Source organism: Cupriavidus campinensis (assembly GCF_905397395.1).
Classification (GTDB): domain Bacteria; phylum Pseudomonadota; class Gammaproteobacteria; order Burkholderiales; family Burkholderiaceae; genus Cupriavidus; species Cupriavidus campinensis.
The window spans coordinates 115,203-137,725 of record NZ_CAJPVH010000004.1 but is presented as its reverse complement, the minus strand read 5'-3'; the positions used below and the strand labels follow the sequence as shown (position 1 = coordinate 137,725).

General features: G+C 65.5%; 17 protein-coding genes and 1 riboswitch. Of the genes, 1 reads left to right on the top strand and 16 read right to left on the bottom strand.

Annotation, left to right across the window (positions count from 1 at the left end; genetic code table 11):
• Positions 1–36: 36 nt before the first annotated feature.
• The 11 genes from KHO18_RS04290 to KHO18_RS04245 form a co-directional block, all read right to left on the bottom strand.
• Positions 37–921 (bottom strand): beta-keto acid cleavage family enzyme, encoded by an 885-nt coding sequence (locus KHO18_RS04290; protein ID WP_211942821.1) that lies wholly within the window; start codon positions 919–921, stop codon positions 37–39.
• Between the two features lie 39 nt (positions 922–960).
• Positions 961–1,710: an SDR family NAD(P)-dependent oxidoreductase gene (locus KHO18_RS04285; protein WP_144197058.1), complete on the bottom strand. Its 750-nt coding sequence runs from the start codon at positions 1,708–1,710 to the stop codon at positions 961–963.
• A 32-nt stretch (positions 1,711–1,742) separates the two neighbouring features.
• Positions 1,743–2,681 (bottom strand): intradiol ring-cleavage dioxygenase, encoded by a 939-nt coding sequence (locus tag KHO18_RS04280; RefSeq protein ID WP_211942820.1) that lies wholly within the window; start codon positions 2,679–2,681, stop codon positions 1,743–1,745.
• 169 nt (positions 2,682–2,850) lie between these two features.
• Positions 2,851–4,299: a PepSY domain-containing protein gene (locus KHO18_RS04275; protein ID WP_211942819.1), complete on the bottom strand. Its 1,449-nt coding sequence runs from the start codon at positions 4,297–4,299 to the stop codon at positions 2,851–2,853.
• Between the two features lie 9 nt (positions 4,300–4,308).
• Positions 4,309–6,408 carry a TonB-dependent receptor gene (locus KHO18_RS04270; protein ID WP_377731615.1) on the bottom strand — a complete coding sequence of 700 codons (2,100 nt, stop codon included), beginning with the start codon at positions 6,406–6,408 and terminating at the stop codon, positions 4,309–4,311.
• 144 nt (positions 6,409–6,552) lie between these two features.
• A riboswitch (cobalamin riboswitch) is annotated at positions 6,553–6,793 on the bottom strand.
• A gap of 41 nt (positions 6,794–6,834) precedes the next feature.
• Entirely contained in the window at positions 6,835–15,405 is an 8,571-nt protein-coding gene (locus KHO18_RS04265) for a GH36-type glycosyl hydrolase domain-containing protein (RefSeq protein WP_211942817.1), read from the bottom strand.
• A gap of 322 nt (positions 15,406–15,727) precedes the next feature.
• Positions 15,728–16,045 carry a hypothetical protein gene (locus KHO18_RS04260; RefSeq protein ID WP_144197053.1) on the bottom strand — a complete coding sequence of 106 codons (318 nt, stop codon included), beginning with the start codon at positions 16,043–16,045 and terminating at the stop codon, positions 15,728–15,730.
• Positions 16,046–16,079: 34 nt separating this feature from the next.
• Positions 16,080–16,214 (bottom strand): hypothetical protein, encoded by a 135-nt coding sequence (locus KHO18_RS28615; RefSeq protein WP_280527751.1) that lies wholly within the window; start codon positions 16,212–16,214, stop codon positions 16,080–16,082.
• An 87-nt stretch (positions 16,215–16,301) separates the two neighbouring features.
• The gene (locus KHO18_RS28370; RefSeq protein ID WP_244844524.1) at positions 16,302–16,679 is read right to left on the bottom strand and encodes a hypothetical protein; all 378 of its coding nucleotides are present in this window, start codon (positions 16,677–16,679) and stop codon (positions 16,302–16,304) included.
• A gap of 177 nt (positions 16,680–16,856) precedes the next feature.
• On the bottom strand, positions 16,857–17,060 hold the full coding sequence (locus KHO18_RS04250; RefSeq protein WP_144197051.1) for a cold-shock protein: 204 nt from the start codon (positions 17,058–17,060) through the stop codon (positions 16,857–16,859).
• 265 nt (positions 17,061–17,325) lie between these two features.
• Positions 17,326–17,682 carry a hypothetical protein gene (locus tag KHO18_RS04245; protein ID WP_144197050.1) on the bottom strand — a complete coding sequence of 119 codons (357 nt, stop codon included), beginning with the start codon at positions 17,680–17,682 and terminating at the stop codon, positions 17,326–17,328.
• A 215-nt stretch (positions 17,683–17,897) separates the two neighbouring features.
• On the opposite strand from KHO18_RS04245, the gene KHO18_RS04240 reads away from it, so the two are divergent.
• Entirely contained in the window at positions 17,898–18,395 is a 498-nt protein-coding gene (locus KHO18_RS04240; protein ID WP_144197049.1) for a hypothetical protein, read from the top strand.
• Between the two features lie 51 nt (positions 18,396–18,446).
• Here KHO18_RS04240 and pcaD read toward each other — a convergent pair whose 3' ends face one another.
• Genes pcaD through KHO18_RS04215 form a run of 5 tightly spaced genes read right to left on the bottom strand, consistent with a single transcriptional unit; the run spans position 18,447 to position 22,306 of the window.
• Positions 18,447–19,226 carry a 3-oxoadipate enol-lactonase gene (gene pcaD, locus KHO18_RS04235; RefSeq protein ID WP_211942816.1) on the bottom strand — a complete coding sequence of 260 codons (780 nt, stop codon included), beginning with the start codon at positions 19,224–19,226 and terminating at the stop codon, positions 18,447–18,449.
• 15 nt (positions 19,227–19,241) lie between these two features.
• Positions 19,242–19,526 carry a muconolactone Delta-isomerase gene (gene catC / locus KHO18_RS04230; RefSeq protein ID WP_144197047.1) on the bottom strand — a complete coding sequence of 95 codons (285 nt, stop codon included), beginning with the start codon at positions 19,524–19,526 and terminating at the stop codon, positions 19,242–19,244.
• Between the two features lie 27 nt (positions 19,527–19,553).
• Positions 19,554–20,612, bottom strand: a complete 1,059-nt coding sequence (locus KHO18_RS04225) for a cyclase family protein (RefSeq protein WP_144197046.1) — start codon at positions 20,610–20,612, stop codon at positions 19,554–19,556.
• Between the two features lie 14 nt (positions 20,613–20,626).
• Entirely contained in the window at positions 20,627–20,923 is a 297-nt protein-coding gene (locus tag KHO18_RS04220) for a YciI family protein (protein WP_144197045.1), read from the bottom strand.
• A 45-nt stretch (positions 20,924–20,968) separates the two neighbouring features.
• Positions 20,969–22,306 carry a short-chain fatty acid transporter gene (locus KHO18_RS04215; RefSeq protein ID WP_211942815.1) on the bottom strand — a complete coding sequence of 446 codons (1,338 nt, stop codon included), beginning with the start codon at positions 22,304–22,306 and terminating at the stop codon, positions 20,969–20,971.
• Between the last annotated feature and the right edge of the window lie 217 nt (positions 22,307–22,523).

The following is a 22,523-nucleotide window of genomic DNA, read 5'->3' as shown; positions in this document are numbered from 1 at the left end:
GGTGATATCGAATGCGGTGTGCGATGAATGAAAATGTCAGGCGTTGCGCAGGCCCAGCACGGTGCGGGCCTCCGATGACGAAGCGATGTCTCCTCCCAGCGACTTGACGATGTCGCGCGCCTTGGCCACCAGCGCGGCATTGTTCGGGGCGAGTACGCCCTTCTCCAGATAGATGTTGTCTTCGAGTCCTACCCGCACATGGCCGCCCGCGAGCCAGGCCTGGGCGACGATCGGGAACTCGGCGCGGCCAATGCCGAATGCGGACCAGTGCGCACCCTGCGGCAGCATACTGCTGGCGTAGAAGATGGTCTCCGGGCTCGGGGCGAATCCGTACTTCACGCCCAGCACGAAGGTCCACAGGCCGGGGCCGTCCAGCACCCCCTCGCGCATGAAATCGAGCGCCATGTTCAGGTCACCGGAATCGAAGATCTCCAGCTCCGGCATCACGCCTGCGCTGCGGATGACGCCTGCCATCTTGCGCACGTTGGCGGGCGTATTGATGACAACGTCGCCGCCCGAGTTCATCGTATTCAGATCGAGGGAACAGACATCGGGTCGCAGCGCCGCGATATGTTCCACCCGCTTGAGCGGATGCAATAACGTGGTACCAGGGGCCGCCACGCGTGGCTCGTCTTCATCGGGCACAAAGCGTCCGCCGGGCCCCGTGGTCAGGTTGATGATCAGGCTGCGGTGCTTCGCGCGAATCCTGTCGATGACATCGGCGTAGTAGTCGAGCGACATCGACGGCCGGCCCGTTTCCGGATCTCGCACATGGATATGGGCGGCTGCGGCGCCGGCTTCCGCCGCTTCGAGCGCGGCATCGGCAATCTGGGCGGGCGTGACGGGAAGCCCCGGATGCTGTTCAGGCGTGACGATGTTGCCGGTCACAGCACAGGTGATGATCGTCTTGCGTGCGTGCATGGTCAGTTGAGCGAGGGATGGGAAAAGAAGATCAGGAGCTCAGCCGAGCTGGCGGCCACCGTCGACGACGATGGTGGTGCCTGTGGCAAAGCGCAGCGAGGTGGCGCACGCGATGATGGCGTCCGCCACGTCCTGTGCTTGGCCGATACGGCGCAGCGGCGTGGTGCTCGCCGCGCGGTCATTGAAGCTGCTGTCGCGGCCCGGCACGAAGCCCGTGTCGACGACGCCCGGAGAGACGTTGAGCACTCGGATGGCCGGTGCCAATGCGCGACCGAGCGACATCGCCATGACATCCAGCCCGGCCTTTACGGCGCAGTACGCCACGTTGCTGCCCTGTCCGGTGCGCCCCGCAATGGATCCCACGTTGACGACCAGGCCGTCGCCATTGGCGCGCAGCAACGGCGCGAACGCCCGAATTGCCGCGAACTGGCCGCGCCAGTTAATGGCGAACATCTCGTCGATCAGGGCATCGTCTAGGGCGTCTAGATCCCCATGCGGAATTGCACGCGTGAAGCCTGACGTGTTGACGAGAATATCCGCGCGGCCATAGTGGTGATGCACGTCGTCGGCAAGCTGACGCAATGTGGCGCTGTCGCCGACTTCCGCGCGTGCCGCCAGATGGTTGCCCGCTGGCAACGCGTTCACGGCACTTGCCGTGCGGTCCGCATCGCGCCCGGTCAGCACGACACTGGCGCCGATATCGGCCAGCGCCCTGCCCGTGGCGAAGCCGATGCCGCCAGTGCCGCCGATAATCACGGCAACCTTGCCGGAGAGAGGGGAAGGAGTCATGGTCTGTTGATGAGTGGAAGAGGATTGGATCGTCAGTCGATGGGCGGCTTCGGGAAGGTTTGCTCCCCGGGTTCGAGCGCGAAATCGAACGCCATGGTGTAGAACGGCGCCGGCAGGTCGCCCCAGGGGCTGCGGCCAGCTTCAACCAGCCGGAACGCGCCCACGAGCTGGCGGTGCACGCCGAACGTGACATCGGTTTCGAGGATGTCGGAATCATCGGCAAACACCTGCGTCACCAGCGTGCGATAGCCTGGTGCGGCCACGATGAAATGAATATGCGCGGGACGGTAGGGATGCCGGTTCTGGGCGGCCAGCAGCTTGCCTACAGGGCCGTCCGTGGGCACGGGATAGCCCGCGGGCCGCACTGTACGGAAGTAATAGCCGCCATCGGCATGGGTGTGGAACAGGCCGCGCAAGTTGCGGTCGGGCTGTTTCGGGTCCTGGTTGTCATAGAGGCCAACCGGCGACGCTTGCCAGACCTCCACGACCGCACCCGGTATCGGCGCGCCATCGGTACCGCGAACCGTGCCACTGACGAACAGCGGCAATCCCGGTGCGTCATCTTGCACCACGCAGTCGCCGCACGCGTAATGCGGCGCATGGGCGCGATAGAACGGCCCCAGCAATGCGCCGGGCGTGCGCCCTTCGCTTGTGCCGTTGTTCATGGTGGTGACCAGCGTGGACAGGCCAAGCACATCGGCCGCAAGCACAACTTCGTTATTCGTGGCGTGTGTGGCGTGCCCAAGCGCGGCGATAAATTCGAGCCCCATCTCGAACTCCTCGTCGGTCGGCCGGACTTCGCGCAGGAAGTCGTGCAGGTGCTTGACCAGCGCTGCCATCACCGTGCGCAGGCGGGGGTCTTCCGTCTGCGCCATCGCCCGCCTGACCACTTCCGTGACTGACCATTCGTTCTCGATCAGGCTCGATGCGCTGACAGGCTTCTGGGCTGGGTTGGACTGTGGTGTTTCCATACCGTCTCCTTATGCAAACGTTTGCATTATGCGCGATTCCAAGCGCGTGGCAAGCCGCGTGGGGCGTGCAGGAGTTAGGCGAAAATCACTTAACGTAGGAAAAACCAGGCGAATCAAGAGGATAGAGAACCGATCCGTGGTAACCCTAGCTTGTGGACGGATTATCCCGTCAGCGTCGCAGCCGCCTCCAGCCCACCACGACCCCGCTGACCGACATCACCAGCCCTGCCATCGACAGCACCCACATCACCACATCCCACGCCGGGCGCTGCTGCGTGAGCGAAGCGAAGTCATAGCGGTGTGCAGCATTGAACACCCAGCGGTAGAGGCGGCGGCTATCGTCACTCCGGCCAATGACCTGACCCGTCGATGGATCGACATAGGCCCAGGTGTGGTCGGCGTCGTCGAAGGTCAACCGCAATACGGGCAACCTGCGCGCGTTGTGGTGGCTATACCAGTAGGTATCGGCGTCCGTTTGCAGGAAGCTGGCCACGACCTTGGCGTCTGGCATCAGGGTGCCGGCAGTTCGCGTCAGCATGGCCCGGTCCCAGTGCACCGGCGCACCGCTGCGCGGATCGAGGACCGTGATCTCGCCCTGGCCAGAGGCCACCTGCAACGCGGGGACGTTGCCCACCCAGGTCATGCGGATCTCCCGGGCGCCGCCGTCTGCCAGCATGCCGAGCCAGTCCGGCGCGGGGAACGAGGCCCTGGCATGCCCGGCGTAGCGCTGCAAGGCCGCGCCGTCGAAGCCGCGCCCGTTGAACCACTGGTTCGGATTGACGGAGAGCCATCCCGAGATCAGCCAACCCAGCAGGAACAACGCGCCGGCAAGCCCGGCCACGTGATGCCACGCCATCCAGCCATGGTATGGCGATACACCCGCCGTGCTGCCGTGCGCGAAGCGCCGCCGCACGCGCAGCCGCAGCCAGCCGATCCAGACGCCGGTGATGGCCACCACCACACAGGGACCGGACGTCCACAACACAACCTGGCGCCACAGCGGCGGGTCCTTGCGGATTGGCGTGAAATACAACCAGTGCGGCACCGCGCCGAGCCAGTTCCAGAACCGCTCGGTGCGATGGGTATCGCGCATGACCTCGCCGGTCTTGGCCGAGACATATAGCTCGGTGCCGCGTCCATCATCGATGGCGATGCGGTGCAGCGGGCGCCACGCGTTGAGGCCGTTCGGCACGGTCCACTGGTCGCGTTCGGCGGTCTCGATCCAGCGCGCGGGCTTGCCGGCGAACCGCTGGGCAGTGCCCTGCGCCGTGGCCGCATCGACGGCCCCGATGACGCGACCATCAGTTGCCGCCACGGTATGAGGTCGCCCCTTGTCATCGACCATGCGATAAACGGGCAGGTCACCCGCCATCTCAAGCCGCAGGCTGCGCGGGAAACTGGACAGCCCGGCCGCCGCCATGGCGGCATCCGGCGTCGTAGCCACCGCGCGCACATCAAGCGGCGGCAGGCCAGCCAGCCGCTCCGCCTCGGTCAGCACGGGAAAGCCGATGTACATCATCACCAGCCCCGAGCCGAACCACATCGCGATCAACAGGCAGCCGGCGATCCCCATCCAGCGATGGATCAGGTAGAGCCAGCGCCGCACCTTGCGCCACATTTCCCGGCCTCAGAAGTAGAAGTTGGCCGACAGTTCCGCCGAGCGTGGTCGGCCCAGCAACCATTGCTGGCCTCCGTTCGAGACCGATTCGGCATAGTCCTTGTTGAACAGGTTGTAGACGCGCAGCGTCAGCGCCGCCTGCTTCGAGACGCGCCACGACAGGGCCGTATCGACCGTCGTATAGCTCGGCACGCGCACGCGGTTGGCCGTGTCCGCGTAACGCCCCCCGACATAGCGCAGGCCCGCGCCGAACGTCCATTGCGCGATGAAGTTCCACGTCAGCCAGGCATTGGCGGCCTGCTGCGGCACGCTGGTAGGCACGTTGCCGGCACGGGAGACCAGCACGCCGCCCACCGATTCGTTGAAGTCGTCATAGCGCGCGCGCAGCACGGTACCGTTGACGTCGAACCGCAGCCCGCGCAGCACCTCCACGCTGGCCGATGCCTCCAGCCCGCGCGACGACTGCTCGCCCACCTGCTGCGTGATCGTCGGGTTGACGGGATCGCGCGAGAGCAGGTCGTTCTTGCGGATCTCGTAGGCCGCGAAGGTCCATTCGCCGCGATTGCCCCAGAACGCCTGCTTCACGCCCACTTCCACCTGCTTGCCAGTGGCGAGGTTGAAATTGCGCTGGGCGTCGGAGGTGGTGATCAGCGCCCCCAACGGGTCGGTGGCCGTGGCGTACTGGGCATAGACGGCCAGGCTCGGGCTGAACTGGTAGACAGTGCCCACGCGCCATGTGGTGTTGGCAAAGGTCTTGTCCCAGGCCGAACCGGCCACCAGGTCAATGCGCGTCAGGTCGGCATGGTCGAAACGCACGCCGCCGATCACCGACCACTGCGGCGTGAAGGCGATACGGTGCTCGCCGAACAGCGCGTACTGCGTGGTGTTGCTGCGGAAGCGTGGCGACGTGACGATGCCCGGCGGGCTGAAGAACAGGCCCGGATCGAAATCGCGCGCCGGCACGGTGGACGTGCCGCCGTAGGGCGAGTTGTTCGAGTGGGTGAAGTGGATCTTGTTGACGTCAAAGCCGACCGTCGTGGTGTTGTCGAGCCCGAACAGCTTGCTGCGCACCGTCAGGTCGGCGCGGTTGCCCACCTGCTCCTGGTCGTGCAGGATCTCCAGATAGTCCCCGCGCCGCACCTGCGAGGTGGCCGGCAGAAAGGTATAGGTCTCGCTGTTCCGCCAGTGGCGGTGGCTGGTCAGGTAATAGAACTGGTTGCGCACCGTCACCCGGTCATTCGGCGTCCATTCGGCATTCAGGCGCGTCCAGCGGTCCCGGTAGCTGATCTGGGCGTCGCCAACGTTGTAGTTCTTCTTGCGCAGCGAGCGGTCCAGGCTGCCATTGACCAGCGGCGTGCCGAGGTATTGCTGCGGATGCTGGGTGCCATCGTCATAGGACAGCGTCAGGTTGAAGTCTGGATTCACGTCCAGCCGCACCGACACCGACACCATCAGGTTGTTGGCATCGCCCCGATCCACCCAGCCAGCCGTCCGGTTGTAGGCCGTGGCAAAGCGGTACGACAGGTTGTCGTTGACCTTGCCGCCACTGTCGAAGGCCACGCGCGCGGTCTTCTCCGTGCCGCCCGTGATCTGGAGTTCGTTCTCGATCGGGCCGCGGATCGGCTTCTTCTGCACCACGTTCACCACGCCGCCGATGGCCCCCTCGCCATACATGACCGATGCGGGGCCGCGCAGCACCTCGATGCGGTCTACCGACCACGTATCGAACGGGAAGGTCACCGTGCCGGAGGCCACGTACATGCGCGTGCCGTCCAGCAGCTGCATGACCGAGCCCTGGCCGGCGAAGCCGCGCGCGGTCAGCGCGGTGCCGCCGTTGCCCGGGGACGGATTGCCGGTGATGCCGGTGGCGCGGGTCACCGCCTCGCGCACGCTCTGGTCGCCCCGCGCGCGGATGGTCTCGCCGTCGAGCACTTCTACGCTGGCCGGTGTCTCCAGCGGCGTCAGACCCATGCGGCTGCCCGTGTACTCGGGTTTCGAGAGCGCCATGCCGGGATAGGCGGCGTCGCTGACAACCACCGGCGGCAGTGACCTGTCATGCGATTCGGAGGTTTCCTGGGCGAATGCGCAGGGAAGATTCAGGCCGGCCATGGCACCGAGCGACACAGCCAGGACACGTGGCCGACGCCCCCGTGCGGAACGTGACGAAGGCTGGGCCGGACGCGGGCGGCCAGCGGAATGCGCGAACATGTTGTATTTCATCGTGAAGCCGGACGACCCCGCCCGTGCAAGAGATTTCGATGATGACAACAGGCCGGTATCCGGGCTGACAGGTGGGAGCGTGCGCACCCGGGAATCCGTCGCCTTCCCACGCCATGAACATCGCGCAGTGGCCGCCGATCCGATGGATTGGCATGACAGTTCCCGAACCTGCTTACCGTTGCGGGGGCAGCACAGGCTTGGTCGCGGCTGGGCGACGCACCTGTTTCCCGTTTAACCCACGAAAATCGCGGGCACCTGCAATCACGGTCGGCACCAGGAAAGTGCCGCAGTGTGCATTCTACGCGTAAGCGGGGGTCAGGCAGCGAGACGCAGAACCAGACGATGCTCCCCGTCCTCAACACGCACGCGCACCGCGCCGTTGACACAGGGGACGGACAAGTCATCGAGCATCGCGGTACACACCGCATCGCCGGCCCCCCCCCGCTCGACGCGAATGTCGAAATGGGCGGCACCGAGCGTGACGGTGGCCTGGAACCCCGGCCAGCTTGCCGGAATCCGTGGCGCAACAAGCAGCCAGGCACCCTCCCGCCGGATGCCGAGGATGCCTTCGATGCCTGCCCGCACCATCCATCCCGCCGCCCCGGTGTACCACGTCCAGCCGCCGCGGCCGACGTGGGGGGCCACCGAATAGACGTCGGCCGCCACCACATAGGGCTCCACCTTGTAGCGATCCGCCGCCGCCGGCGTCAGCGCGTGGTGGATGGGGTTGAGCATCGAGAACAGTTCGACGGCAGTGTCCGCGTCGCCCAGTTCCGCAAAGGCCAGCATGCTCCACATCGCGGCGTGACTGTACTGGCCGCCGTTCTCCCGGACACCGGGCGGGTAGGCCTTGAGATAGCCGGGGTCATCCACGCCGCTGTCGAACGGCGGCGAGAACAGCAGCACGAGCCCTTCCTTGCGGCGAACAAGCAGACGGTCGAGCGACGCCATCGCCATCGTGCTTCGGGCAGGGTCGCCCACGCCAGACAGCACTGACCAGGACTGGGCGATGGCATCGATCTGGCAGGCCTCGCTGTGCGTCGAGCCCAGCAGCGTGCCGTCATCGTAGGTGGCCCGGCGGTACCACGCGCCATCCCAGCCATGCCGCTCCAGCGCCTCGCGCAATGCCAGGCCATGCGCGCGCCAGTTGGCGGCGCGGACGGTATCGCGCGAGTCCGCCAGCGGGGCGAACAATGCAAGGGTGCGGGCGAGAAGCCATCCCAGCCAGACGCTCTCCCCCTTGCCGCGAGCGCCCACCAGGTTCATCCCGTCGTTCCAGTCACCACCGCCGATCAACGGCAGGCCGTGTTCACCCGTCAGGCCGATGCAACGGTCGATGCCGCGCGCACAGTGCTCGAACAGCGATGCGCTGACCTCAGCCACCATGGGTTGGAAGAACAGGTCGTGGTCCCCGGCAGCGAGCGTCGGCCCGTCGAGAAAGGGGATGCACTCGTCAAGCACCCCGGCGTCATCCGCAGCCATCACATAGGTCGCCGTGGCGAACGCCAGCCAGACGCAATCGTCCGAAATCCGCGTGCGCACGCCCTGCCCTGAGTGTGGCAGCCACCAGTGCTGAACGTCGCCCGGCTCGAACTGCCGCGCGGCGGCGCGCAGCAGATGGCGCCGCGTCTCGGCGGGGCGGGCGAAGGTGAGCGCCATGGTGTCCTGCAACTGGTCGCGAAACCCGTAGGCACCGCTGGCCTGATAGAACGCCGAGCGGGCCCGGATGCGACAGGCAAGCGTCTGGTAGAGCAGCCAGCCATTGAGCATGATGTCCATCGCGCGGTCCGGGGTCCTGACCTGAACGGCGCCTAGCAGATCCGTCCATTGCGCCGTCACGGCCGCGAGCACGCCGTCGAGGTCCGCACCGCGATAGCGGGCGATCATGGTACGGGCCTCATCGGCGCTGGCGCATTGCCCGAGCAGCACGGTCACCTCGGTGGATTCACCCGGCGCGAGCGACACAAGGCACTGCAGGGCCGCGCAGGGATCGATCCCCGCGCCGGCCGTGCCGGAAAGCGACGCTGCACCGCCCGGGCCGCCCGGGCCGGCCAGCGCCGCCGGTCGGGCGAGCGTGCCGCGATAGCCAATGAACTCGCTTCGATCGGCGGTCCAGCTGGTCGTGGTCCCCGCCAGGCAGGCAAACGCGACCCGGCCGGGAAACGCGAGATTCCAGGGGTTGCGCACCAGCATTGCGCCGATTTCGGCGTCGAACTCGGTCACGATGTAAGGGCCCGAGGCCCCTCGCGACAGGCCGAGGACCCAATCCACGTAGGCCGTCACGGACAGCTGCCGATGCTCCCCGGAGAGATTGCGCAGCGTCATCCGCGTGATCTTCACCGGATCATCGACCGGCACATGCTGCAACAGCTCAAGCCCGATACCGTGCGCCACGTGTGAAAAGCGACTGTATCCAAAGCCATGACGGGCGATGTACTCGCCACCATCGCGCACGGGCTGCGCGGTAGCCGTCCAGACCTCGCCCGACACCAGATCGCGCACGTAGACGGCCTCCCCCGCCGGGTCCGAGACCGGATCGTTGGACCATGGCGTCAACTGGTTCTCCCGACTGTTGACGGACCACGTATAGCCGCTGCCCTCGGCCGAGACCTGGAAGCCAAAGCCATCGTTGGCGATGACATTGATCCACGGCGCCGGCGTGGTGGCGCCGTCCGCCAGCACCACCACGTACTCCCGGCCGTCCCGATCGAAGCCACCCAGGCCGTTGAAGAACTCGAGCGCTGCCGGAGCCTGGGACGAACGCGCGATGGCTGTAGCCCGCCCAAACGGGGGCGGCGGCGCCGGCGGTGCCCACGCCGGATCGGGTATCCGTGCCAGCTGGTCGGCAATCGAGCCCCGGCGCGCAATCAGCGCCACGCGTGCGACGGATTGCAGCAACGCGCGCGCTTCGGCTGTCATCAGGTCCGCGCGCAGCGCGTACACCGCCCCTTGGGCGAACTCCTCGCCCAGACGCGGCCGCGACTGGCTGCTGCGTACCGCCGTGTCGATGGCGACCTGCAGGTCCTGCACGTACGACGAGGCGTGCTCGTTCACGATGACCAGATCGACGCCCAGCCGCTTCATGCGCCAGTACTCATGCGCACGCAGCAACTGGCGCACCTGGGCAATATCGTCGATTTCGTCGATACGCAACAGGACGATCGGCAGGTCGCCGGAGATAGCATGCGGCCACAGCCCGGACTGGAGACCCGCGCCGCGCGCGATCGCCCCGGATGGCGCCCTGAGGCGGCGGTCCGCGTACAGGATGGCCGCCGCCAGCCGCTGGAAATCCGCGGCCTCGTTCGACTTGATGTCCAGATGACGCAACTGGACCTGGGCCTGGGTCCATGCCAGGGTCCGGGCGCGGTCGAAGGCGCTGCGGTCGTGGTGTTTATCGATCAGATCGAGCAACTCGGCGCGCGACGCCGCCACGACGGTCCAGAACGCCACGCGCGCCACGCCGCCCGGCGTGATGCGCACCTGCTGCCGCAGCGCAAAGATGGGGTCCAGCACCGTGCCGGTCGTATTCGAGAGCGGACCGCCGTCTTGCACTGCGCTCGCCGTCATGACGGTCCGACCGCGCCCAAGGAAGCGCGCCCGGTCGGATTCATACTCCGGGTCGGCGCAGACATCGCCCTCCACCACCGCGAAATGCGCGGCCCAGATCTGCGGATCGGCTTGCGAACGCGGCCGGCGGGTTGCGATCAGCGCGCCGAACTCGGCCAGGTACTCGGTCTGGATGAACAGCCGGGAGAACGCCGGATGCGCAACATCGGCCGCCTGCGCCGAGAGGGCCAGCCCGGCGTAGGAGGTCAGCGTGATCTCGCGGGTCCGGCGACCGCTGTTGGACAGCGACGCGCGCCGCACCTCGCCGTCGTCCTCGCCCGATACCAATACGTCCAGCGTGGTGGTCAGCGCGCCATCGCGCCGATGGAACGCAGCGCGATCCTCCACGAACAGCACCTCGTTGTCCTCATCCACGTCATCGCTGCCGGGAATCCACGCGCCGGCGCACCAGACCCTTCCGTCTTCGTTGTCGCGCAGGAAAATGAAAGACCCTGCTTCGTCGCAGGTGGCATCCTCCCGCCACCGGGTGACCGAGAGATCGCGCCAATGGCTGTAGCCTGCTCCCGCCGCCGTCAGCATGACGGTGTAGCGCCCGTTCGAGAGCAGATGAGTGACGGGTGGCCCGACGACCGCGCCAGACATCCGCCTGGCCGTCGAATCCTGGACTGTGGGGGCGATCGCCGAGGCCCTGACGTCTTCGGCACGCGGGGGTGCGATGGCAACATTGCGCGGAATACGCTCCTGCAGCAGCAGTTCGGTCGCCTGGATCATCGGCTCCTGATGGAAGCGCTCGCGCATGATGCCGTGCAGCAGCGTGTTGGCGATGGCGACAATCGACATGCCCTGATGGTGGGCCATGAATGCCCGGACGATGGCGTAGTCCTGGTTCTCCGGCAAGCGCGAACGCGTGAAGTCGATGGCTTCATAAAAGCCGTAGCGGGCCAGCGCGCCGGTGCGCACGAGGTGCCTGAAGTTGCGCAGCGCTTCCGGCGGGTCGACCATGGCGGCGAGCGCGGCGGCGTATGGCGCGATCACCACGTTCTCGGCGAGGCCCCGCTTCAGGCCGAGGCCGGGCACGCCGAAGTTCGAATACTGGTACGTGAACTCGAGATCGCGCGCGTTGTACGCGGACTCCGAAATGCCCCAGGGAATACTCAACGAGCGGCCGTAGGCGCGCTGGCGCTCCACCACCAGCCAGCTGGTCTGCTCGAGCAGGCTGCCTTTCGGCGCACGCATCACCAATGACGGCATCAGGTATTCGAACATGGAGCCCGACCACGAGATCAGCGCCGAACCGCTGCCTAGCGGGGTGGCGGCACGCCCCAGGCGGAACCAGTGCCGCGTGGGCACGTCACCCTTGGCGATGGCGAACAGGCTGGCCAGTCGCGCCTCCGAGGCGAGCAGGTCGTAGCAACTGGTGTCGAGCCGGTTATCGTCCATCGCAAAGCCAATCGAAAGCAGCTTGCGTTCCCCGTTGAACAGGAAGGAGAAGTCCATTGACATCGCCATCTCGCGGGCCTCGGCCGCGAGCGCGGAAAGCCGGACGCCCAGACCCGGCGACGCAGCGGCATGGGCGCCGTCATCGCGTTCGTGCTCCACAGCCCGCCTGGACAGTGCGCCAAGCCAGAACGAGAGGTCACCCAGCGCGTCATTGCCGGCGGCCGGGCGCATGTCCGCGCATAACCGTGTGGCGTGATCGGCCAGTCGCCGCAACGTGGGCATCAATGTGGCCATCCGTTGCGCGCCGTGCAGATGATCGTCGATCTCGTTCAGCAACGCCTCGACTTCGCGTCCTTGCTCGCTGCCTGCCTGAAGCAGGCTCCGTAGCGCCTCATGGGCCAGCGCAACGCTGTCCTGCATGCCGTCGCGTGCCTCCGGGGCCTCCGCTGCGGCGGCTGGCAGGCGGGCCCAGCCCTCGCAGGCGTTGGCAAGCACGATGAGGTGGCCGGCCATGTTGCCGCTGTCCACGGACGACACATAGTCGGGCGGGAGCGCCCGCAGGTCCCGGGTGTCATACCAGTTGAAAAAATGCCCACGGTAGCGCGACAGCCGACGCAGCGAATCGAAGGTGGCCTCGAGCCGCTCCACCGTTTCGGTCATCCCCGCCCAGCCAAAGTCGTGCGCGGCCACGGCGGACAGCAAATACAAGCCGATATTAGTCGGGGAAGTCCGGTTTGCCACCACCTGCCGGGGGCTCTCCTGTACGTTGTCCGGGGGCAGCATGTTGTCCGCCGGCGTGACGAAAACCTCGAAGTAGCGCCACGTGCGGCGCGCGAACCGGCGCAGCTCCCCGGCTTCCGCCTCGGACAGTGTGAGCCGGGGCGCTGCCCGGGTCGCCCGGCTGGCCCACAGTGCGAGAGCCGGCGCGGCGAGCCACAACAAGGCAAATGGCGCCACCAGCGGCCACCCGGACGGCGCGACGCCGATCGCGATGGCCGCCACCGCCACGGCAAGCAGGACCCCGCCCAGCATTCGACGGTAGAACCCCACGAGATCGAGCCGGGGATTGCGCTTCGACTGCGCGGCAGTCGTCCATTCGAGCAGGTGGCGCCGCGTACGGAGCAGCCGCGTAAGCGTCCGGACGATGGCATCGCCGGTGCTCCACGCCTGGTCCGGCAGGAATGCCACGGTGAACAGGATCCGCATGGCCGAAGTGCGCAAATCAGCCAGCCACATTGCCGCGTGGCTGAGCCATCGAACCGCCGTGTGATGGCGTCGCAGCGAGAGCAGGCCCGGCAGCAGGATCGGGATGCTGATGGCGGCCAGCACCAGCAGCGTGGCGTGCAGGTTAAGCGGCGCTGGCGCGAGCCAGCTCGTCGCCAGCGCGGCCAACTGGCATATCGGCAGGACCGACCGGCGCAGGTTGTCGAACATCTTCATGCGGCCCACGGCAGGCACCGCATGGCGTCCGGCATGGCGTCCGAAGATCCAGCCGAGGAGTTGCCAGTCGCCGCGCGTCCAGCGGTGCTGCCGCTTGGCGGCCACGTCATGGCGCGCGGGAAACTCCTCCACGACCTCGATATCCGACGCCAGGCCCGTCCGCGCGAACATGCCTTCGAGCAGGTCGTGACTGAGCACGGTGTTATCGGCGATGCGGCCGGACAGTGCGGCCTCGAAGGCGTCGACGTCATAGATGCCCTTGCCGACGTACGAACCTTCGTTGAACAGGTCCTGATAGACATCCGAAGCCGCGGTGGCATAGGAATCGATGCCGCCTGGCGCGGAAAAGACCCGCTGGAACAACGACCCTTCCCGACCCACCGGCAGCGACGGCGTCACCCGAGGCTGGAGGACCGCATAGCCACCAGTGACCCGCTGCAGCGCGGTGTCGAACCGGGGCCGGTTCAGCGGATGCGCGATCTTGCCGATCAGCCGCAGTGCGGCGTCTCGCGGCAGGCGCGTGTCCGCGTCCAGCGTAATGACATAGCGGACGTCCGCCGGTACGTGCGGCGCTACGCCGCCCACCGGCACATGGCTCGTGTCGGTGGCACCCCGCAGCAGGCGGTTCAGCTCGTGCAACTTGCCGCGCTTGCGCTCCCACCCCATCCAGACGCCCTCGCCCGCATTGAAGATGCGGCGCCGATGAAGCAGGAGGAAGCGGTCTCCGGCTGGCCCTGGGCCATGGCGCTGGTTCAGTAGGGCTATGGCATCGGCGGCGACTTCGAGCAGATGCGCATCGCCCGGCATGACCTCCTGATCGGCGTCCACGCCGTCGGTCAGCAGGGCGAAACTCAGGTCTCCCCCGGCGCCGGAGAGATGGTGCACTTCCAGCCCCTCGATCTGCGCGCGCAGCTCGGGCTCGCCGGACAACAGCGTCGGCACGGCGACCAGGGTCCGCAGGGATCGGGGCACGCCGGCAGAGAGCTCCAGACCGGGCAGGATGACCGCCCCGAAGTGCCACGCGATGGCCCGGTTGATCAGTGCAAAGGCGACTTCACTGGCGGGAATCAGCCAGATCAGCGCGATGAGCGAGAGCAGCATGGGCCACCCGCCCGCCGCTGCCAGCACTGGCACGCCCAGCCACCACAGCGAGATGACGAGCAGCATGACGGTGACCAGCAACGTCGCACCAAGGTAGCCGCCGATGCCGAGCCGGAGATGAAAGCGACTGAGCTGCTGCGCGACGGTGGGTCGGTAGCCTATCGACGCCTCGAAGGCACCGAGCCCTTCGCCGATCAGGTGGTAGCCGGCGTCTGTCGCGCATTCCACGCGACCGGCATCGGCCCCGGCTCCAGCGGCGGAACGTGCGGCCACCACGGCGCGGTCGGCGATCTCCAGTTCGGATAGCGCGGCGCCGCGCGCCAGGCGTTCGATGGCGCTGCGGTAGAGGTTGCGCGACGGAAAATCCATGAGCGCGAACGTGCTGTTCGCACACAACACCTGGTTGACGAGGCTCACATCCTCGAACAACTCGGTCCAGTCGAGATCTGATATCAACCGCAGGCTGGTGATGACGTTGCGGACCGTGACATTGGACGCACCTTGCCGCTGCTGGGCATGCAGTACCACGTCCTCGACGGAGACGCCCTGCCGCCCGAGCCGCGCCTCCAGCCAGCCAAGGATCGGCGTGGTCACGGGGTCCTGGTCACGGAGCCGCTTGGCCAGTTGCGCGGCAAACAGCTCCGACAAAGGCAAAACGGAACGCGCTGCAATATCGGCGTCCAGCGCCGAACGGCCGCAACCGGCCACCAGCACACGACGCGCCAGGCCATCGGCATCCGCACGGGCGGTGCGGCCCGCCGTCATCTGGTCAGCCAGCCGTCGCAGGTTCTCGATCAAAACGATGCGCAGCGTGATGGCAACCGCCCACAGCTCCCCGATGGTCAACGGTGTCACGCGCTGATAGGCCACGATGAAGCGCCGCAGTGCGATGGCGTCGACGTGACTGTCGGTGTGGGCGACAAACGCCCAGGCAATGCCAAATACGCGCGGATAACCAGCAAACGGTCCGCTGCTCAGTTTCGGCAGCTGGCGATAGTAGCCCGCCGGCAAGGCGTCGCGAATCTCACGGACCTGCGCTTCGACGAGGTGGTAGTTGTCGAGCAGCCACTCTGCGGCGGGCACCACGCTGCGCCCCTGCTCCAATTCGGACGCACTGGCCCGGTAGGCGCGCAGCAAGACCGCGGCATTGTCCTTGAGGCGGCTCTGCAGCGTAGGGACCCCGGGCGGCCTGGCGGTCACGGATTGCGCGGCCGCCAGGCTTTGTGCATGCTGCTCCAGCCGTTCGATACCAAACAGTTCGCCCCGGACCGGCGCTTTGTCGTGCCATGGCGACGGCGTAGGCAGAAACGAGATAGCGCGGCGAAGGGCCTCTAGCATCTATTTCCTTCGTTGAGGGATGGAACTCCACAAACCCGCGACCTGAATCACCGATACCTACGGAGGACGTTGCGCCGCCCGAGCTGATATCGGCCAAGCCGACTGGAAGACCTGGAGTTTCCGTTCCGTCAACGGCACCAGCCGCGGTACGCCGTCCCGGCGAGGCAAGCGCTGCCGAGCATGGCAACCCCCAGTGCGGTGATAGTGCTTTCGGCGGGGCCGAATGATGTGCCGCAGGCACCCGTCATGGCGACGCCGGCAAGCGCGTCTGTGCCAGCTTCGCGGTGGTCAGGCTCCGCGCTCGGGCCGTCGATGGCCCAGGTCAGCGCTGGCCGCCTTTCATGCCCTCGGTTTCCATCGCTGCGTTCCATTCCTCGTACGCTTCAATGGGTTCCATCGCGTCGTCGACGAACGCCGCCGCGCGTTCCGCCGCAGCGACACGCTCCAGCCGCGTATCGCCTGCGTCGCTATCCTCGGCCGCAGGCGGCAGCAGCATGTCTTCCAGCATGCCCCGCAATGCCAGGGTGTCCCACGGCCGGCCAAGCCGCGCCTTCCGGTTCAAATAATGACGAACTTCCGATTCCTGCTCGGCGGTAAGTGGGAGCCCCTGGAATGTCGGGCTAAAGTCCTGATGGATCATGATGCGCCTCCCTCATCGGTCGGCTTCCGCCGATTTACTTCCGTTTGCCGACGCCGTCGTTGCCGATCCGCGAATGCACCGCTCCGATCGGGCTTGCCGGCACGGCCGGCTTCTTGGGTTGTTTGGGTTTTTTTGCTTCGCGATTGCCGCGTAGTTGGCTCTTGGCCATGAGATGCTCCTGTTGCATGGATTGCCGATTGGCAGCACCAGCATACGCTCTTACTGCCTGCCTCAGGGATATATCGGGCCCGGCATCTTAGACCGGTGAATATCGGCGTGCCGGGCGCCTTGCGATATTGCCTGCGCCCACGGGCTTCAGTTCGCCGTCCCATGGCAACACGTCAAGATCGAGTACGTGATCGCCATCGACCGTCTTGTTGTAGAGCTGATCGCGCAGGACCTGGCCAATGGCGATGCGGCACAGCTGTTCGCAAGTCTCTCCGGTCGCGGGCTGGAGATCGCTGTCGGGGCTGCGCACGGAAAAGGAACGTCTTCCGGTGCCAACGAAGCTTGTGAATTGCACACCCGCTGGGTGGTTGCCGTCCCGGAAACTGACCGCCACATGGTAGGCCAGGCGCTCGACCTCGGCGTTTAATGTGCAGAGAAAGCTGAAGGGCGGGGAGGCACCGTGCATACTTGAATCGCCTTAGAGAGGGAAGGTATCGGATTTTTGCGACTACTCATCGACTCTACTCCTTCCGCTCAACTCGCGGCGGGGCTATTTCCCCTAGGGAAAAACCCGCCACAATAAAAAAGCTCCGCATTTGCGGAGCTTTTTTACAACTTTACAGCTGTTGCCAGCCGAGTCAGTTCAGGAAGGCTGAATCTTCGTCGCAGTCGGACCCTTCGGGCCACTGCCTTCAACGTAATTCACCTTCTGTCCCTCTTGCAGCGACTTGAAGCCATCGCCCTGGATTTCGGAGAAATGCGCGAAAAGATCATTTCCACCCGCTTCCGGCGTGATGAAACCAAAGCCCTTGGCGTCGTTAAACCACTTTACTGTACCTGTTGCCATGTCACATTCCCAAAAAATTCTCGCACGACGAAAATACCGGCGAGGCACGATAGTCAAGGAAGAAACAAGGAAGGTGGCGATTCGCCAAAGAACTCTGCGGTCTGCTTGATGATCCTGCAAGGATTCTTATACAGGCCATACCCGGGCAGGTCAACCAAACTTACGAATGATTCGGGAAACCGATGACATACGGTCAAAGGCGTGCCAGGGGAAAGCCAGCCATCGGCCACCCCTGACGCGCTTCGCTACGCCGACATTGCCACGCTTAGGGGCACTGGCTCAAGACACTGGACGCCGCGGCGTCGTTGCCGCGGAAGTACAGCGTTGAACCCGTCCCTGTCGGCGCTGGCCTCACCATCGCGGCAGTGCCGGCGGGCGGGGTCTGGCCCGGGACAAAGACATCGAATGCCGTGTCGTTGGCGTACACGTACTGGATCATGGCCGGCTGTCCGGAAGATTGCGTCCATTTCGATCCGATGCACTGTGCTGCCGCCTTGGGCGGCATCTGGCTCTGGCCCACCTTGCTGGCATTGGCCGGCGGCGGCGGGGGAAGAGGTGCCGGCGGCGGCGGCGTGGCGCATCCGGCGGCTGCGACCAACACAACGAGCAGGGAGTATTTCATGTTGTTGGCTCCATAGGACGTTCGCTTACTCCACAAAGATATTCAACTCAGGAAATCGCGGGTATTGGACCATGGGCTACCCTGCCGGCCATCAAAGGCAGTGGGCGCCATTTCGGCGAGACACTGATCCCATTACAATGCGGCGTTTAGCAGCCACCATGGCAGCGGCTGCCGCGCGCCAGCGGCGACGTCCGCATGCATTGAATACGAGATCCATGAATCACAGCGACACAGTCCCTTCAGAGGGTGAATCCTCCCCCATCCATGAGCCCAGACTTTGGCGAGACAAGGGCTGGACCGCCCGGGTCCTCAAGAACGAGGATGGAGATGGGTGGGCGGTCGAGATGATCAGGGAGGGCAGCACGGAGCCCGCACTGGTCGGCCCGTGGACAATGGGCCGAAACAAGGTCGATCCGAAACCGCTGGATGCGACCGCGCACCAGACCCTGGTGAAGACCGCTGCGGAAGTCATCCGCCGACACGAGCAGCAGTTACACGCGCAACTGAACAAGCAGGTGACCGTTGAAGTCGGATCGGACGCGGTCACTGTCCAGCTTGTTATCACGCCGGACGAGTACGAGCCGTTCGGCACGCTCACGGCGGTCGGTCAGTTCGGAGACGTGCTCGCTACTGTCAAAGTGCGGCCGGACTTCCGCCTGACGCGGGAAAGCGGCTTGCAGTGGGCCACTGGGGGATTCGGCAAGATCCGGTGATGTCTTGCCAGCGCTGCCCGCCGGGCTCCCGGCGGGAGCCCGCGTCACGCATCAGCGATCCAGAAACGCCAGCACAGCCTGATTGAATCCCTCCACCTGCTGCAGGTTCGAGAGATGCGCGGCGTACAGTTCCACGTACTTGGCGTCAGGAATGGTCTCCGCCAGGTATCGACCATCCGCAGGCGGGGTCGGGATGTCGCCGGTGCCGGCAATCACCAGCGTGGGCGTGGCAATGCGCTGCACGTCGTTGCGCAGATCCGAATCGCGCACGGCCCTGCAGTTCGCGGCGTAACCACGCGCGTCCGTCGCGCCCAGCATCGTCCGCAACGTCTGCACCAGATCCGCCTGCTGCGCCGCGAAATCCGGCGTGAGCCATTTGTCGACCACGGCAGTGGCAATCGAGGCCACACCGTCGCGCTCTACCGCGGCAGCACGGTTGGTCCAGTTCTCGGGCGGCCCGATATAAGCCGCCGTATTGCACAGGATCAGCTTGTCAAGGCGGTCACCATGGTGGACGCCCAGCCACATGCCAGTGATGCCGCCCATCGACAGCCCGCAGAAATGCACGCGTTGCAGGCCGAGATGGTCTAGCAGTGCGATCACGTCCCCGCCCAGTTGCGCGATGCTGTACGGCCCCTCGGTGACGGACGACTGCCCGTGGCCGCGCGTGTCGTAGCGCAGCACGCGGAAACGCTGCGTCAGCGCCGGGATCTGCGGCTGCCACATGTCGAGGCTGGTGCCCAGGGAGTTCGACAGCACCAGCACGGGCAGGCTCTCATCCCCGTCGAACCGGTAATGGAGCTTCACGTCCGCAAGTTCAGCAAAAGGCATGGCGGTCTCCGGGGCTCAGTTCTGGGCGATGGCCGAGGCGTGCTGCGCCAGCGCGGTCACCTTCAGATCCAGGTACGGATACAGCGGCAGCGCGGTCAGCAGCGTGTGCAGTTCGTCGGCATCCTTGACGTCAAAGACGCTCACGTTCGCGTAGAGGCCGGCCACGCGCCAGAGGTGGCGCCACTTGCCGTCGCGTTGCAGCTGCTGGGAGTACGCCTTCTCTTCCGCCTTGATCTTGTCGGCGACGACCGGGTCGAGCGTTTGGGGAATGCGAACAGTCATTTCAACCATGAACAGCATGGTGGGCTCCTAGAGAAGAGAGAGGAATCAGGTCGTGGCAACGGGCGTCACGGGCGACCCCATGGCGCCGGGCAGCCGCAACGGCGGCGCCGACAGGAAAAACCGATGGCGGCCCCCGGCGCGCAGCCAGGCGGCCAGGTCGCGCAGGTACCAGAGTTCGCCGAGCGGCAAGCCGAGCTTGAACAGGCAGTGATGATGCAGTGGCAGCATCGGCACGGGGCCCTGCTCCGCCGGTACGGGCCGGGCCGGATAACGTTCGACGGCGTAGTTGTCGGCGGCGATGGCGGCGATGCCGGAATCGGTGATCCACTGCAACAGCCTGTCGTCGCGCCCGTCCAGCGCGCAGCAGCTGTGATGCAGCCGTTCGGCATCGGGCTCGCCGGCCATCTCGACCAGCATCTCGGCAAAGCCGGTGCGGAGCACGAGGATGTCGCCACTGCCAACTTCGATGCCGTCGGCGTCAACCACGCGCATCAGGTCGTCGTAACCCACCGTGCGGCATTCGCGGCCATAGTGCTCCGCCAGATCCACCAGCACGCCACGCGCCTGAATCCCGTGGGCAGCAAAGGTCTCGATACCCAGCGCGTCGGCATGGCTGTGGTCGTGCCCGCAGGAATGGGCCGCGAAGTGGTCGGCCTCGGCATAGTCGACCGGACCGACGATATCGGCATTCGGTCGGAAACCGTTGTAGTAGACGCGTTCGGCAACTCCATCGCCATCGGCGTCGAACAGCGCGCCAACGTGGGCCAGTGAATCCCACTGCGTGGAGTACTGCATGGATAGCAGCACCTGGTCGTCGCTGAGCACGTCCAGCGCGCGCGGATCGACCTTGGCCAGCGGGAAGTTCACATACGCCACGTCGTCACGGAAGGTGGGACGCAGCACGGGCGGATGCCTGCGCGGGTTCAGCACGTTCCCGCCGGGCAGGTCCAGCGGCAGGGACAGGCAGAACGTCCGGCCGCTTTGAATCTCCTGCGCGGCGGCTCGCACGCGCGCCGGCGTGATCAGGTTCAGGCGGCCGAGCTGGTCGTCCTCGCCGAAGTCGCCCCAGTTGGCGCCTTCGGGCCGTTGCTTCCATCGCTTCATGCCTACGCCTTCGCTCAGATATGACGGACGCCGTCCAGATAGGCCTTGCGCCACCGCACGATCTTCACCTCGGCGAACAGCGCCGCCTTGTGGAACGGATCGGCTTCGATAAATGCCTGCGCCGCCTCGCGCGAGTCCACGTCGACGATATACAGGCCGCCACCGCCATCGCTGCCGTCATCGTTGAGCTTGGCGCCGCAGGCCAGCAGCAGCGCCTTGTTGGCTTCCAGGTAATCCAGGTGCTCGGGCCGGTTGGCCTGCCGCACGTGCTGGTGATTCGGCTTGTCGAACGTCTCGATCAGGAACGGCATGCGATTGTCTCCGCGTTGGTTGTCAGTACATCGGTCAGTACAGCATCAGTGCGTCAGCATGCCCCAGGCCAGCAACGCCACGATATAGATGGCGCCAACCCAGAACATCATGATCACCGTATAACCCATCACGTCCTTGAGCTTGAGCTTGGACAGCGCCAGCGCCGGCAGGATCCAGAACGGCTGCACGAGGTCATTCCACGCGTTGCCCAGCATCACCGACATCGAGGTCTGCGCCACCGAGCTGCCGATGGCTTTCGCCGCTTCGATCATGAATGGCCCCTGAATCACCCAGTGGCCACCACCCGACGGCGCGAAGAAATTGATCACGAACGAGCTCACCAGGCCCCAGAACGGCAGCGTCTGCGGCGTGGCGATATCCACGAACACGCGCGAAATGGTATCCACCAGCCCCGAGCCCGCCATGATCGCCATGATGCCGGCATAGAACGGATATTGCAGGATGATGCCTGAAATCGTCTTGATGCCCTCGTTGAGCTTAGCCACGTACTGAGCCGGCGTGCCCAGGAGCAGCACCCCGATAAACAGGATCAGGAAGTTGATCAGGTTCAGATCCAGCGTGCCGCCCTGCGTGAAGTACAGCACCGCGTAGGCCAAGCCGCACAGGCCGATGAGCAGGCTCAGCAGGCGGCTGTTGTTCATGCGCGCGGCCAGCGTGTTCTCGATGCCCATGCTATGGCCACCGGCGGCGGCGCGGCCCTCCTCCGCTTCTTCCTTGATCTCCACCACATCCTTGGCATCGCGCGGATGCAGCATGGCGTTGAGCAGCGGCAGCGTGACGATCACGGCCAGGCTGGTGAGCAGCATCGGCAGGGAGAAGATCGTGTCCTTGAGCGCCACCACGCCCATGAGCTTTTCCATCGGGTGGCCCGGCGTGGAGATCAGCACGGGAATGCTGGCGGACAGGCCCAGCCCGTACATCGTGAAGCCGCTATAGGCAGATGCGATGATCAGCGGGTAGTGCACGCCCTTCACCTTCATCGCCAGCTTGCGGGCGATGATGCCACCGATCACGAGGCCGAAGCCCCAGTTCAGATAGCTGCCGATACCACCGACCAGCGTCGCCACGATGATGGCCCCGCGCGGCGAATGCACACGCGCGACGATGCTGTTCAGGAAACGATCGACCAGTGGCGCGGTGGCCAGCACATAGCCCATCGCCAGGATCACGGCCATTTGCGTGGTGAACGCGAGCAGGTTCCAGAACCCCTTGCCCCAGTTCAGGATGATCGTGTTGGCGGCCTGCCCCTCGACCAGCATCGCCATCACCATGGAGAGCAGCGTCAGGCCAATGGCAAACACGAAGGGGTCCGGCAAATACCGGCGCATCAGTTCCGTAAAGAACCCAGCAACCTTGTTCAAGGCAAGTCTCCTGAAATCCGAAATGACCACATATCGAACTTGCGTTCTATATGCGAACGTCTAGTTAGCGTGGATCGGAGGGTAAGACCTTGCCTTCGGCAATGTCAACGCAATGAAGGCGTCAATTACCACCTCATCTTGCAACAATTCGATATTGCAACGCAGCAGATCCGCATTGCCGATTGGCAGGCCGTTGCGGCCTGCGCGAAGCCGCTTC